General features: G+C 60.9%; 12 protein-coding genes. 11 read left to right on the top strand and 1 reads right to left on the bottom strand.

Features of this window, described 5'->3' with window-relative positions; genetic code table 11:
• Positions 1-42: 42 nt before the first annotated feature.
• Positions 43-2,694, top strand: coding sequence for a DEAD/DEAH box helicase (locus L6963_RS10105; RefSeq protein WP_237207524.1), 2,652 nt, complete (start codon positions 43-45; stop codon positions 2,692-2,694).
• A gap of 170 nt (positions 2,695-2,864) precedes the next feature.
• Here the strand turns inward: L6963_RS10105 and L6963_RS10100 are convergent, their stop codons facing one another.
• A complete protein-coding gene (locus L6963_RS10100) occupies positions 2,865-3,338 on the bottom strand; it encodes a low molecular weight protein-tyrosine-phosphatase (protein WP_237207525.1) in 474 nt (157 codons plus the stop codon).
• A gap of 302 nt (positions 3,339-3,640) precedes the next feature.
• Between L6963_RS10100 and L6963_RS10095 the strand changes: the two genes are divergently transcribed.
• From L6963_RS10095 to L6963_RS10050, 10 genes are all read left to right on the top strand, one after another.
• Positions 3,641-4,066, top strand: coding sequence for a hypothetical protein (locus tag L6963_RS10095; protein WP_237207526.1), 426 nt, complete (start codon positions 3,641-3,643; stop codon positions 4,064-4,066).
• The gene (locus L6963_RS10090) at positions 4,066-4,926 is read left to right on the top strand and encodes a hypothetical protein (protein WP_237207527.1); all 861 of its coding nucleotides are present in this window, start codon (positions 4,066-4,068) and stop codon (positions 4,924-4,926) included. Before L6963_RS10095 ends, L6963_RS10090 begins: the two co-directional genes overlap by 1 nt.
• A gap of 105 nt (positions 4,927-5,031) precedes the next feature.
• Positions 5,032-5,709, top strand: coding sequence for a hypothetical protein (locus tag L6963_RS10085; RefSeq protein ID WP_237207528.1), 678 nt, complete (start codon positions 5,032-5,034; stop codon positions 5,707-5,709).
• Between the two features lie 314 nt (positions 5,710-6,023).
• On the top strand, positions 6,024-7,871 hold the full coding sequence (gene dnaK / locus L6963_RS10080) for a molecular chaperone DnaK (protein WP_237207529.1): 1,848 nt from the start codon (positions 6,024-6,026) through the stop codon (positions 7,869-7,871).
• Positions 7,872-7,873: 2 nt separating this feature from the next.
• The gene (locus tag L6963_RS10075) at positions 7,874-8,479 is read left to right on the top strand and encodes a nucleotide exchange factor GrpE (protein ID WP_237198786.1); all 606 of its coding nucleotides are present in this window, start codon (positions 7,874-7,876) and stop codon (positions 8,477-8,479) included.
• A gap of 104 nt (positions 8,480-8,583) precedes the next feature.
• Positions 8,584-9,579 carry a DnaJ C-terminal domain-containing protein gene (locus L6963_RS10070; RefSeq protein WP_237207530.1) on the top strand — a complete coding sequence of 332 codons (996 nt, stop codon included), beginning with the start codon at positions 8,584-8,586 and terminating at the stop codon, positions 9,577-9,579.
• 2 nt (positions 9,580-9,581) lie between these two features.
• Entirely contained in the window at positions 9,582-10,007 is a 426-nt protein-coding gene (locus L6963_RS10065; protein WP_237207531.1) for a heat shock protein transcriptional repressor HspR, read from the top strand.
• A gap of 190 nt (positions 10,008-10,197) precedes the next feature.
• Entirely contained in the window at positions 10,198-11,286 is a 1,089-nt protein-coding gene (locus L6963_RS10060; protein ID WP_237207532.1) for an LLM class flavin-dependent oxidoreductase, read from the top strand.
• A gap of 260 nt (positions 11,287-11,546) precedes the next feature.
• Entirely contained in the window at positions 11,547-12,647 is a 1,101-nt protein-coding gene (locus tag L6963_RS10055) for a hypothetical protein (RefSeq protein ID WP_237207533.1), read from the top strand.
• 159 nt (positions 12,648-12,806) lie between these two features.
• Positions 12,807-14,261, top strand: coding sequence for an alanine/glycine:cation symporter family protein (locus L6963_RS10050; RefSeq protein WP_237207534.1), 1,455 nt, complete (start codon positions 12,807-12,809; stop codon positions 14,259-14,261).
• Positions 14,262-14,293 lie beyond the last annotated feature (32 nt).

Below are 14,293 nucleotides of genomic sequence, written 5' to 3'. Positions count from 1 at the left end.
GAGAAACAAGCCAACAGGCTCCACCGACAACCAGGGGAACACATGAGCACCGAAGAAGCCCAGGGCACAGCCCTGCTCCACGCCAGCCAGCGCAGCCAAGCCACCCTCGCGGCCTTATCCGCCCCCACCGCCCTGCGCTTCAACCTGCCCGAGGGCTACGCCGGCTCCCTCTACCGCTTCGCCCCGTTGGCGCCCGCTTCTATCGAGAACCTTTCCACCTGGCTCACCCAGCAGTTCTGGCGCAACCAAAACCCCGCCCTGCACGATGACCTGCGCACCCTTGCCGCAGCGGGCGACAACCTTCCCGCCCTTCTGGCAGACATCCAGGCCGGGAGCGGCGGCCTGCTGGGCCGACTCTTTGGCGGCCAAAAGCGCCGCGCCGCAGAAGCTGCCAGTGCAGCCCTTGCTGAGCGGCTGGCGTCCGCCTCCGGTGCCCTTACCCGCCTCACCCCGCTCTTTGCCCAGGCAGACCAGCTCACCACCCTTACCCCCGATGCGGCCTTCGCCGCCAACACCTTAGGTATTAAGGACGCCGCCGCCCCGGCCCTTGCCCGCTATGCCGGGGAAAACTGGGCCGCCCCGCACTGGGAAGAAGTCAGCACCGCAGACCACGCCGCCTTCCTGTCGGTATGGGGAGCCCTCAACACCCCCGAACGTGCCCAGCTGCTCACCGGTATGAGCGGTGACATGCAGGCCCTCAAAGCAGAACGGGCCACCCTCACCCTCAAGAACGTTCCCGTCGAAAAACTGCGTGATTTGACCAGCGGCACCGTCCGCACCGCGCCCCTGGTAGACGCTGGCTTAGCTACCGTCGCCGACGTCCTCGCCCAGGGCAGCGCCGCAGCCCTCACCCGCATACCCGGTATTGGTGAAACCACCGCCAACCAGATTTACGCCGCTGCCACCCGCCTACTCGACGAAGCAGCGGGTCAAGAAAAAGAGAACCTGGGTGAAACTCGCACCCCCGCCGCCGAACGAATCCTCATCGGCCTTGACCGCCTGCGTACCATCGACGCCGCTCTGAACGACTCCGACCTCTTCGACCGCCTGGCCTCCTACGCGCCCCTGCTCACCCAGCCGACCCCGGCGTCCGGCCCCCTCTTTGTGGCCGTCGGCGACGACCTGACCGACCTCAACCAGCTCCGCACCGACCTTGCCCGTTGCCGGGACCTCGCTCCGCTCACCGTCCCCGCAGCCACCTGGCTCACCGCCGATGCCGCCTGGGCCGGCTACCTCGCCGACCCCGCCACCCACCAGGCCCTGCTCGCCCACTACCTGGGCAAAGAAACCCTCGGCGACGCCTACCTACCGGCTGAAATCTTCGAGCGAATCCGCAAATACCCCCTCAACCTCACCGGCCTCTCAGCCACCCTGCGCGGCTACCAAACCTACGGCGCCAAATTCATGCTCGCCCAGAAAAAAGTAATCCTCGGCGACGAAATGGGCCTGGGCAAAACCATGCAAACCCTCGCCGCCCTCACCCACCTCACCAACACCGGCAAAACCCACTTCATCGTCGTCTGTCCGGCCTCCCTTGTCATCAACTGGCAGCGCGAAACCGAAAAATTCACCGCAATCCCCACCCACCTAGCCCACGGGGACGCCCGCGACGCCGCCCTCACCACCTGGAAAGCCGACGGCGGCCTGCTCATCACCACCTACGACGGGGTCCGCCTCTACTCCGACGCCACCTGGCGCGCCGATGCCGTCATTGCCGACGAAGCCCACCTGGTGAAAAATAAGAGCGCCCAACGCTCCCAAAAAGTCGCCGACCTCGTGAGAGCCGCCGACTACGCCGTCCTACTCTCCGGCACTCCCATGGAAAACCGCGTCTCAGAATTCGTCACCCTCGTCGACTACCTACAACCCGACCTCGTCGCCGGCGGTAGAGCCGAAAACCTACTCGCCAGCGAATTCCGCGCCCGCATAGCCCCCGCCTACCTGCGCCGCAACCAAAAAGACGTACTCTCCGAACTACCCGACATGACCGAGCACCGCGACTGGCTCGAACTCACCCCAGCAGACGCAGACGCCTACCGGTCCGCCGTCGCCGAAGGCAACTTCGCCCTCATGCGCCGCGCCGCCTGGGCCGCAGAGGACTCCGCCAAACTCACCCGCCTGCTCGAAATCGTCGAAGAAGCCACCAACGCAGGCCGCCAAGTCCTCGTCTTCTCCTTCTTCCTCTCCGTCCTCACCCGCCTCGAAACCGCCCTCGGCACCAAAACCATCGGAACCATCACCGGCGCCATGCCCCCGGCCGAACGCCAAGCCGCCGTCGATAGGCTCAAAGACGCCGCCCCCGGCTCCGTCCTACTCGCCCAAATCACCGCAGCAGGCGCCGGACTCAACATCCAATCAGCCTCCATCGTCATCCTCGCCGAACCCCAGTTCAAACCCACCATCGAAGCCCAAGCCATCGCCCGCGCCCACCGCATGGGCCAAACCCACGCCGTCGACGTCTACCGCCTCCTCGGCGCCAACACCGTCGACGAACGCATGATTGAACTCCTCGGCCTTAAATCCCAGCTCTTCGACGAATACGCCCGCCTCTCCGCCACCAAGGACGGCGCCGCCGAAGCCGTCGACATCTCCGACTCCAAGATGGCCGCCCAAATCATCGCGGACGAACGCGCCCGCCTCGGCCTGGACGCCGCCGCACCCGTGGCTGATAGTGAGGGGACGGCTGAGGGCTAGGGAACAGGAGGAAAGCGCACAGGGTTCGCGCTCGCTGGGCGGACGCGGCCAGGGCGCCCCTTGCGCTGACAACCGCTCTCGTTCGTCGCCCGGGGGCTCCTCACGATTCACCGCCAGCCCCGATCCACGTCAGCTCTCAGGGGCGCCCCTGCCCGCTTACCCGGCCCAGGCTAACTGCTGTGGGTCTGGATCTGCTCGATGACTCCGGGCACGGCGTCCCGAATCATCTGGAAGGTCTCGTAGAAGTCGCTCATATCGCCGTACCAGGGGTCGTAGATGCCCAGCCGGTCAAGGGGCTGGTCTGCGACAGCCGGGTCGAACTCGCGCATGAGCCTAACCTTGGCCGCTGCCTCGTCGTTAGGAGCCATACGCCTGAGCGCCCGGTAATGGTTGGTGTCCATGGCTAGAAGCAGGTCGTAGCGATCAAAATCGGCCCGGGTGAACTGCTGGGCTCGGTGGGAGCCGGTATTGATGTTGAGCTCATCGAGCACCTTCTTGGCTCGACGGTCGATGGGATTGCCCTCTTCTTCGTTAGAAATGCCGCTGGAAGCGACTTCTACGGCGAGCCCGGCTTGGGCGGCAGCTTGTTTGATAAGGTACTCGCCCATGGGGGAGCGGCAGATATTTCCGGTGCATACAGTCATGATTCGATACATGCTCACTATGTTCCCATGAAGCTTTCGGGAAAGGTGGGCGGGCAGAGAAGCTGAATAAAAAGTGGTAAAAAGTTCGCTCTAAGGCGGAAAAATAAGGGCAACCTGTGTATAGTCTTACAGGTACACACACTTGATGGTGGCTCTTAGGCAAGAAGGTTTGCCCGGTTCATACAGCAGTGAACTGAGAAGAGTAGCACCAGACACTCAGTTTCTTGAGTTCTTTCGAGATGACAAAAGCCCTGCAGGCCACACACCTGCGGGGCTTTTGCGTACTGCCTATAATGGGTGATATGAGTACCAGCACAACAGTCAACGACGACCGCCCTGAGGAACAGACCCCTAAACCTCGCCGCAGCAGGGGTAACCGCCTAGCTCTTGCCGCTCTACCGCTCATTTTCATTCTTGCGCCCTGGGTTCTAGCGCTGACTGCGCCTGAGCAAGTGGTGATTACTTCGATTCTGGTCGGCACCCCACTCGTCCTTGCGATTCTTGCCGCCTACGATGCGGCAACCTACCGACCTAATCTCACTTTCTGCCTGTTGGCCGCAGCCTGTATGTGGCTGGCTTCCAGGCTTTTTTATCCGGACGGAGCGGGCTGGTACGTTTGGGCGGTAGTCATCATCTATATCGTGTCTGTCAGCCCCTGGCACAAAAAATTTGCGGACGAGTGGGGTACAAGTTCCGAGGGTAAAGAAGGCTCTGGAGGGAAAGAGTAATGCTTCGCTGGGAACTGCACCACCCTGTGGCAGGGCATCTGCTTCTGGAGCGTGGATCTGATGCCGAATTCATCGAGATCGACCCGGACTGGCCTATCAAAAAACCAGACGAGAAGTCACTGCACGCCTTTAACGAGTCTCCGGTAGGGGCAAAGATCCGTGAACGTATCGCCGAACGTATCGACCGGCCTAAGCAACGGGTGAGGGTGCTCGTTGACGGTGAAGTAGTGGGCCGGTATGACCATACTCCTACCAGCATTGCACTCAAGAAGAACCTTCTAGACGGAAAGTTCTCCCGGGCTAAGACCGCTGTTCCCACAGACCCCCAGCTTAAACTCACCACAAACTTTCTGGATGAGCTGCTGGTCGTGGCCTATAAACATGGGACAGCTAAGGAATATGTCGAGCTCGACGTGCCAGCCGGTAGCCGGTCAGAAGCCTACCGTGAGGCGCTTGAAAGAAGCCCCTCTCGACGGTTTGTGTTGCCCTTGCTGTTCGGTTTGGGCCGCTCTGCCTGGTTTCTCGCCATGCTGGTGCTTATGCCTGTGCTGGGTAGGGTAGTGCAGTGGCTAGTCGAACGTCTTCCCGATATAAATGCGCCCCAGATAGCCCTGCCTGTTCCAGAATTTACTCTTTCCCTGCCTGCCCCACCCCAGATAAGTCTGCCCGTTCCTTCCTGGCGCGTCCCCTGGCCTACTATTACTCCACCGGACTGGCTTATTTTTCTTATGGAATACTCCAAAGCCTGGGTTCCTCTCGTCATCGGAATAGTCGCTGCAATTCTGGCTGTACGTAATGGGAAAAAATCTAAGCGCAGGAGGGCCGAGCTCGAAACTGACGGCAAAGAAGTCCAGAGATAGTACAGGGAAAACGCAAACACCGCGCGAAATATAATCAAGCTGACCATTTTCGCCTGTAAAGTTAGCTAAGACACACACATTATCTGTATGAAGGATGAGATTGCCATGACTCAGCAGCCTACAAACCCTGAGCCCAACCTCCCTGGTGCAGGTCAGGCGGCGTCCGCCCAGGGCGTCCCGCAGCCTGCGCCCGGCACCCAGGCACCCGATACTCTTATCGGCGGCCCTATGCCCCAGCCTCCCGCTGACCCGAAAAAGAGAAACATGGGTCTGCTCATCGGCGGCCTGATGGCTATCGGTATTGCCATAGCTATTCTGGCTGGAATCTTCCTGACTGGCGCGTTTGGTGGGTCGAGTAAGGTCTCCAGCTACGACAAGTTTAAGGAAGGGATGCAGGAAGCCACAGCAGGCTCTGCCGCCTCTGTCTGTGCTGATAGCGGTGACACCATCTTGGAGTCAGCTCTTGAAGAGACTAAGCAACAGGGGGCTACCGATCTGGGTGTTGCCCCTGAAGATGTCAATATTTATATTTGCTCCCCGGCCGACTTGAGCAGCTTTGAAGGCATGATGGCTATTGACGATTCTTCGCCCCTCATTATGGGGTTCTATGTCAACGGTGCTTCAGTTGATGAGAATCAGGTTGCCGAATTTTCTCAGTCTGACTTTAAAGGCGGCTGGGTTACCTATGGAGAGAACTGGATGGCCGTAGGTATGAACGCTGAAGAGAGCCTTAAGGCCAGCCTGCTTGATACCTTCAACGGTAAGGAAGCTGTGCTCAACTAAGACGTAGAGTCTCCGAAGTATCAGATCTGTCGGTACCCCCTTGTTGCGGGGTGCCGACTTCTTTATGTTCACTTTCAGGGTTTTAAAAGGTGCGGACGCCGCCACCCGCCTTTGCCCTGCAAGGGCGGGGCGGGCGTCCGTCCGCTCCCCACTAGCTTAAACTTAATCTGCGCAAAAAAGTTGAGTCTTTTTGACTCAACTCTGTTGACTTCTGCTCAAAACGTGGCAAACTAGATATCAAGACAAGCGGGTTGAGCCTGCAAGACTCAACTTGTTTGAAAGATGTACAGATAACCAAACCATAAGGAGTAAATATGTCACGTGCAGTAGGTATTGACCTCGGTACTACCAACTCAGTTGTATCAGTCCTCGAAGGTGGCGAACCCACCGTCATCGCCAACGCAGAAGGCGCCCGCACCACCCCCTCCGTCGTAGCTTTCTCAAAGGACGGCGAAGTTCTGGTTGGCGACGTCGCAAAGCGTCAGGCCGTTACCAACGTTGACCGCACCATCGCCTCCGTCAAGCGCCACATGGGCACCAACTGGACCACCGACATCGACGGCAAGAAGTACACCGCCCAGGAAATCTCAGCCCGCACCCTCATGAAGCTCAAGGGTGACGCTGAAGCCTACCTGAACGACAAGGTCACCGACGCCGTCATCACCGTCCCCGCCTACTTCAACGACGCCGAACGTCAGGCCACCAAGGAAGCCGGCGAAATTGCGGGCCTCAACGTCCTGCGTATCGTCAACGAGCCCACCGCAGCAGCCCTTGCCTACGGCCTCGACAAGGGCAACGAAGACGAACTAATCCTGGTCTTCGACCTCGGCGGCGGTACCTTCGACGTCTCCCTGCTCGAAGTTGGCAAGGACGAAGACGGCTTCTCCACCATCCAGGTACGCGCAACCTCCGGCGACAACCGCCTGGGTGGCGACGACTGGGACCAGCGCATCGTCGACTGGCTGCTGGAGCAGGTCAAGTCCAAGACCGGCGCCGACCTCTCCAAGGACAAGATTGCCCTGCAGCGCCTGCGTGAAGCCGCAGAACAGGCCAAGAAGGAACTGTCGTCTGCAACCTCCACCAACATCTCCCTGCAGTACCTGTCCGTCACCCCCGAGGGCCCCATCCACCTGGATGAAAAGCTGACCCGCGCCAAGTTCCAGGACATGACCGCAGACCTGATCGAGCGCACCAAGAAGCCCTTCAACGACGTAATCGCTGAAGCTGGCGTCAAGGTTTCAGACATTGCCCACATCGTGCTGGTCGGTGGCTCAACCCGTATGCCTGCCGTCACCGAGGTCGTCAAGGAACTCTCCGGTGGTCGCGAGCCCAACAAGGGCGTCAACCCCGACGAGGTCGTTGCCATGGGTGCAGCCCTGCAGGCAGGTGTGCTGAAGGGTGAGCGCAAGGACGTTCTGCTCATCGACGTCACCCCCCTCTCCCTCGGCATTGAGACCAAGGGCGGCGTGATGACCAAGCTGATCGAGCGCAACACCGCGATCCCCACCAAGCGTTCCGAAACCTTCACCACCGCTGAAGACAACCAGCCCTCAGTATCGATCCAGGTCTTCCAGGGCGAGCGCGAGTTCACCCGCGACAACAAGAACCTGGGCACCTTCGAACTGACCGGCATCGCACCCGCCCCCCGCGGCGTCCCCCAGATCGAAGTTACCTTCGACATCGACGCCAACGGCATCGTGCACGTCTCAGCTAAGGACAAGGGCACCGGCACCGAGCAGTCCATGACCATCACCGGCGGCACCTCCCTCTCCAAGGAAGATATCGACCGCATGGTCAAGGACGCCGAGGCTCACGCCGAGCAGGACAAGGCCCGCCGCGAGGCCGCCGAGACCCGCAACGCTGCTGAGAACACCGCCTACTCCATCGAGAAGCTCATCAAGGACAACGGCGAGAAGCTGCCCGAGGACGTCAAGACCGAGGTCCAGGCCGACGTTGACGCCCTGAAGGCTGCCCTTGAAGATGAAGACGATGACGCCGTCAAGGCCGCTTTCGAGAAGCTGCAGGCATCTCAGACCAAGCTGGGCGAGGCTCTCTACGCCCAGGCTCAGGCAGATGCAGCAGCCGGTGAGGGCGCCAAGGCTGAAGACGACGACGTCGTTGACGCCGAAGTAATCGATGAAGAAGACGAGAAGAAGAACTAATCATGGCTGAGAACACCAACGAGCCCGTAGACAACCAGCCCGAGGGTACCGACCCTCTGGAGGAAGCCTTCGCCGCCCCGGCTGCTGAAGGCCACCCCGAGCCCGAAGGTGTAGCTGCTGACGCTGCGGCAGATGAGGAATCTGCCGCAGCCGAGGCCGGCGAAAGTGCAGAGGCAGCTGAGAGCGCTGACGCGGCCCTGGCCGCCGAACGTCTTGAAGATCTGCGCCGCCTTCAGGCCGAGTTCACCAACTACAAGAACCGCACCGCCAAGGAAAAGGACCAGCTACGCGATTTCGTTATCGCTGACCTGGTTGCCGCCCTGCTGCCCGTCATCGACGATATCGATGCCGCCCGCAAGCACGGTGACCTTGAAGAAGGCCCCTTCGCCGCCATCGCTAACAAGCTCGAAGAGACCCTGACCAAGCAGGGCCTGGAACGCTTTGGCGAAGTCGGCGAACCCTTCAACCCCCAGGTTCACGAGGCTGTACTGCAGCAGCCCACCAGCGAGGTTGAGCCCGATTCAATCTCCATGGTTCTTCGTAACGGTTACAAGGTGAAGGACCGCGTGGTCCGTACCGCCCAGGTAGCTGTTGCGGTAGCAGAATAAGGGATGCGGGCGGGCACCCGGCCTGATACGTCAGGCTAGGTGCCCGCCCCTTCTATCACCATCACCCCTAAAAGAGACACGATCTACCTCGGAAGGAGAGGCATATGGCGAGCGAAAACTGGCTCCATCAAGATTTTTATAAGGTACTAGGCGTAGCCGAGGACGCTTCCGAGGCAGACATCAAGAAGGCCTACCGCAAGCTGGCCCGCAAGTACCACCCCGACCAGAACCCCGGCGACGAGGCCGCTGAGAAGAAATTCAAGGAAGTCTCAGAAGCCTACGACGTACTCTCAGACCCCAAGCAGAAGGAAGAATACGACCAGATCCGTAAGTACGGTGCTGCCGGATTCGGCGGGGCTGGTGGCGGCTTCCCGGGTGGTTTCCCCGGCGGCGGCAACTTCAGCTACTCCACCAGCGGCGGCGCTGGCGGTATCAACATCGAAGATTTGCTCGGCGGCATGTTCGGTGGCGGTGCTGGCTTCGGCGGGTCCGGACGATCCGCCGGCGGCTTCCCCGGTGGTGCGGGCGGCTTCCCCGGCGGCGGCTTCTCAGCCCCCAAGGGTGAGGACGCCACCACCAGCGCCCGCATCACCATCCAGCAGGCCTACGACGGCGCTGAGGTCTCGGTGTTCCGCCCCGGCGGCTCCCAGACCAAGGTTCGCCTGCCGCGCGGCGTCAAGGACGGCCAGAAAATCCGTGCCCGAGGCAAGGGGCACCCCGGTGCCGGTGGGGCAGGGGACCTAATCGTCACCGTCCGCGTAGACTCCCACCCCGTCTTTGACCGCGAGGGCGATAACCTGCTCGTGCGTGTGCCCGTCACCCTGGAAGAAGCCGTCAAGGGCGGCGTGATTGAGGCCCCCACTCTCGACGGCGGGAGCGTCAAGCTCCGCCTGGCTGCCGGGGCCCCGTCCGGCCGTAAGCTGCGTGCTAAGGGCCGCGGCTTCGTGACCAAGAAAGGCACCGGCGATATGCTGGTTATCCCCGAGGTGCAGCTGCCCACCAACCTCACACCCGAAGCTGAGGCAGCCCTTGAAGCCTTCTTCGCGGTGGCACCCCAGGCCAACCCCCGTGAGGACCTGCTGAGGAAAGCTGGTGACTAGGAATGGCTCTCGAATCTGACCGCCCGGTCTTCGTTATCTCCGTAGCGGCCGAATTGGCCGGTATGCACCCACAGACCCTGCGCCAGTACGACCGCCTGGGGCTGGTGCAGCCCCAGCGAGCCCCGGGGCGGGCCCGTCGCTACTCCGAACGCGACGTGCAGAAACTCCAGGAGATTCAGGAGCTCTCCCAGTCCGGCGTCTCGCTCGAGGGTATCAAACGTATCATGCAGCTGGAGAACCAGGTGGAGGCCCTGCGAGCCCGCATGGGCGAGCTGCAGGCTGAAAATGAGGCCCTGCGCAACCGTCTGCAGGAGAACTCTCGCATCTTTGCTGCCGGAACCTCAGGTGGGGCTGTGCACCTGGCTCGGGGCAAGCGTCCTGCTGCCCGCCAGACCTCCCAGGCCGTGGTGCTCTACCGGCCGCGCTAAACCCGACCCCTAGACCCTGACTGTAACGATGGTTGCCATCTGCGCGAAAGAGATTCGCGCTGATGGCAACCATCGCTACATTCAAGACATGGGCTGACCACAGCGCCACAAAAAACTTTCGGAATAAAGTAATGTAGGCTGGTGTTGAACCTCCTGTAAACGATCAACACAGCACCGAAAGGTAAACGAAATGACCAGCATCAGCACCGCCCCCGACCTGCGCCCCAGCCTGCCCAGCGTCGATGACACCGCCTTCCAGATGGGTCTGGATACCTTCGGCGACACCACCGCCGACCTGGCAGGGAACCGCCTGCACCACGCCCAGGTTATCCGCAACGTCCTAGAGCAGGGCCAGCTCGCTGACCGCGTAGGCGTCGACTTCTTCGGTATCGGCGAGCACCACCGTCCTGACTATGCCGTCAGCGCCCCCGACACCATCCTGGCGGGGCTAGCCACCACCACCGACCGCATCCACCTGGGCTCGGCCGTCACCGTCCTCTCCTCCGACGACCCCATCCGCGTCTACCAGCGCTTCGCCACCATCAACGCCCTCAGCAACGGCCGCGCCGAAGCTGTACTGGGCCGCGGCTCCTTCACCGAGTCCTTCCCCCTCTTCGGCTACAAGCTTGAAGACTACAACTCCCTCTTCTCTGAGAAGTTCGACCTCTTCACTAAAATCATCACCCAAGAACCTCTCAATTGGAACCCCGGCAACCGCGAGCCCCTGGTCAATCAGGAGATTTACCCCAAGACCGAGGGCATTCTCAAGCACTGGCTGGCTGTTGGTGGCAGCCCTGAATCCGTTGCCCGCGCCGCCCAATACAAGACCCCGCTCATGCTCGCTATTATCGGAGGCCCCGCCGAGCGCTTCAAGCCCTACACCGACCTCTACCGCCGGGCCAACGAGCAGCTGGGGAACGGAACCCTGCCCATCGCCGTCCACTCACCCGGCCACATCGCCGAGACGGACGAAGAAGCCCGCAATCAGCTGCGCGAACACTGGATTGCCAACCGTAATAAAATTGGCTCTGAACGCGGCTGGGGGCCGGCCGGGGAGCGCGAATTTGAGCACGAAATTGAGCACGGCGCCCTGTATGTGGGCTCGCCCGAAACCGTCGCACAAAAAATTGCGGACACCGCTCAAAAGCTGGGCATCAACCGCTTTGATCTTAAGTTCTCCAACGGTGCTCTGGCCCACGAGCACTCCATGAACTCGATTGAGCTCTACGGCACCAAGGTGATGCCGCGCGTGCGTGAACTGCTGGCCGAGGCGCAGTAAGGACGCCGGTAGCGACGTAAGCGGTTATGGCAGCTTAAAAAGTGGCGGCACCCTGAGCTGGGTGCCGCCACAATCTTTAAGTCTACGGTAGCCAGGGGCGGGTGCACCAGGTTTTGTGGGAAATTTATCAGCCTACTGTTCATAAGCTGTCATTCTGCTATGGATAAGGCTTAAAGTCTTGAAGCCCCCGGTGTTGGTCAGCTAGCTTAGTTCTATCAGCGGGTAGTCCCGCACCCCACCGATCGACAAAGGAGCCGACCGTGACCGACACCCCTCTCTCCACCAACAGGCCTTTCGACACCCTGGATTTACAGGCTTTGACGGAGCCCGCTTCTGACGGGGCGGTACGCGTGACTCTCACCCTACCGACCGAGCGTGCAGGCCGTGACACCACCGGTAATGCCACCCGCTTTCGCAATCTTCTGTCAACAGCCCGGGAAAAGCTTGAAGCGGCAGGCGCCGACGCCGATGCAATTTTGGCACCGGCTCAAGAGCTACACGACGATCGAGACTACTGGCAGCATCAGGGAGACGGCCTGCTGGTCTTGCTCAACAACGGCCAGCTCACCGCCCATCGCCTACCGCTTGACCTGCCTGAAAGCGTCACCGTCGCCAACGACTACGACCTCACCGCCCTCGTCCCCCTTTTGAGCACCGACACCAGCCTGCACCTGCTAGCGCTCTCCCGTAAGGAGGTGCGCCTTTTTGAAACTGACGGGACCCGTATCGGCCGCATCAACCTCGACAACATGATCGAGAGCGAAGACGACATCTACAACGATTACGATGTACAGCGCACCCAGCAGCAAGCCCCCAAGGGCGGAGGGGAAGCTACCTTCCACGCCCACACGAACGACTCAGACACCGACCGTATCTACCGCGAGCGTTTCCTGCGCAAAGTAGCCCAGGGTATCGAGGCGGAGGTTGCCGAACCCAACCGCCACCCGCTCGTCCTCGCGGGAGTTGAAGAACTGGCCAACGAGTTCCGCTCCGTCACCGGCTGGGGCGATGTGCTTGACACCGTCATTACCGGCAGGGTCGATGAGATGAGCGAAAGCCAGCTCCTTGAAAAACTCCAGCCCGTATTCGACGAAGTAGCTGACAACGAGGCCAAGAACCTAGCCCAGCAGATTGACGATGCCCGCTCCGGCAAACGCTACATCGGAGCCGGCGAGGTGCTGGATGCAGCGACCCAGGGGCAAATCGCAACCCTCCTGGTAGCCCCCGATACAGAAAGCAGCGGAGGGGAGCAACTCAATGATGCGGCTCGGGCCATTAACCTGGTGCTCCGCTCCGGTGGTGAGGTGAAGCCAGCCCCCGAAACACTAGAAGAAAAACTGGCGGCAATCACCCGCTGGTAAGCCTGTACACAGGGTAAGACGCTATAGGTCTTCCTGTTCTTGACTCGCTATAGTTGAATGGCGCCCCACCGCAGTGCACACGCCTGCGGCGGGGCGTCCTTATTCATCACGCAGCTGCGGCGCTCCCTCGCCCGCAGCGACCTGTATCAAGGACACCACATGATCTTTCAAGACGTCTTGAGCGCTATTAGCTCCCTCATCTGGGGGCCTTTTGTGCTGATACCGCTGCTTCTTGGCACCGGTATCTACCTGACGGTGAGGCTGGGCTTTATCCAGCTCACCAAACTACTCGTCGCTAACCGTTTAGCCTTCTTCGAACGCAAGGACGACGGCGCCACCGGCGGCGACATCTCCCAGTTCCAGTCCCTCACCACCGCCCTAGCCGCGACGGTGGGTACCGGTAATATCGTCGGCGTTGCCACCGCGATTTCTATCGGCGGCCCCGGCGCCCTCTTCTGGATGTGGGTCACCGCTATTTTCGGTATGGCCTCCAAGTACTCCGAGGCCTTCCTGGGCGTACGCTACCGCACTACAGATGCCAAGGGGGAAGTCTCCGGCGGCCCCCAGTACTACCTCCAGCGCGGTATCAAAGGCCCCCTGGGTAAATTTCTAGCCCTCTTCTTCGCGGTAGCCGCCGTGCTGGCGTCCTTCGGCATCGGTAATACCGCCCAGGGTAACTCCATTGCCCACAACCTTGAAGACACCTTCCACCTGCCCGCTGCCCTCACCGGCATCGTGCTGGCCCTCATCACTCTCTTCGTGCTGATGGGCGGTATTAAATCTATCGGGCGGGTGACCAGTGCCTTCGTGCCGGTTATGATCCTCTTCTATGTGGGCGGGGCCCTCTATATTCTGGGTGTGCACGCCGCTGACCTGCCCGCGGCCTTCGGCCAGATTTTTGCGGACGCCTTCACCGGCACCTCCGCTGTGGGCGGCTTTGCCGGGGCCTCCCTCATGTACGCCGTACAGTACGGTGTAGCCCGCGGTATTTTCTCCAACGAATCGGGCATGGGGTCCGCCGCTATCGCAGCAGCTGCTGCCCAGACCACCCACCCGGTCCGCCAGGGGATGGTCTCCATGACCCAGACCTTCATCGACACCATCATCGTGGTCTCCTGCACCGGCCTGGTACTGGTTGTCACCGGTATCTGGCACGCCAGCGACCCTGCAACCGGCGAGCAAATTTCTGCTTCCGTGATGACCAGTCAGGCCTTCGCCTCGGTAATAGGCCCCGCTGGAAGCTGGATTGTGACCATCGGCCTGGTCATGTTCGCCTACTCCACCATTCTGGGCTGGGCCTACTACGGCGAACGCAACATTGAGCGCCTCTTCGGCCGCCGCGGTGTTACCCCCTACCGCCTTTTCTTCGCGGTGATTGTCTACTTCGGTTGCACCATGGAACTGACCGTGGCCTGGACCTTCTCAGACATCGCCAACGGGCTCATGGCTATTCCCAACCTGATTGGCTTGCTCCTCATGTCGGGGCTAATCGTGAGGGAAACCAAGTACTACCTGGCCAACGACCCCAAACTCACCGCATCTAAGGCCGAGATCGACGCCTTTATGCAGGGGCACCCCGGAGCGATTGACTCCTACGAGAAAACGGGGCAGTAAGAAGACCCTCTACCTATAAAAGAGGCGGGTAC

This window comes from Rothia nasimurium, assembly GCF_928392795.1.
Classification (GTDB): domain Bacteria; phylum Actinomycetota; class Actinomycetes; order Actinomycetales; family Micrococcaceae; genus Rothia; species Rothia nasimurium_F.
Note: the sequence above shows the minus strand (reverse complement) of the source record. Positions and strands in the feature narration are given on the sequence as shown.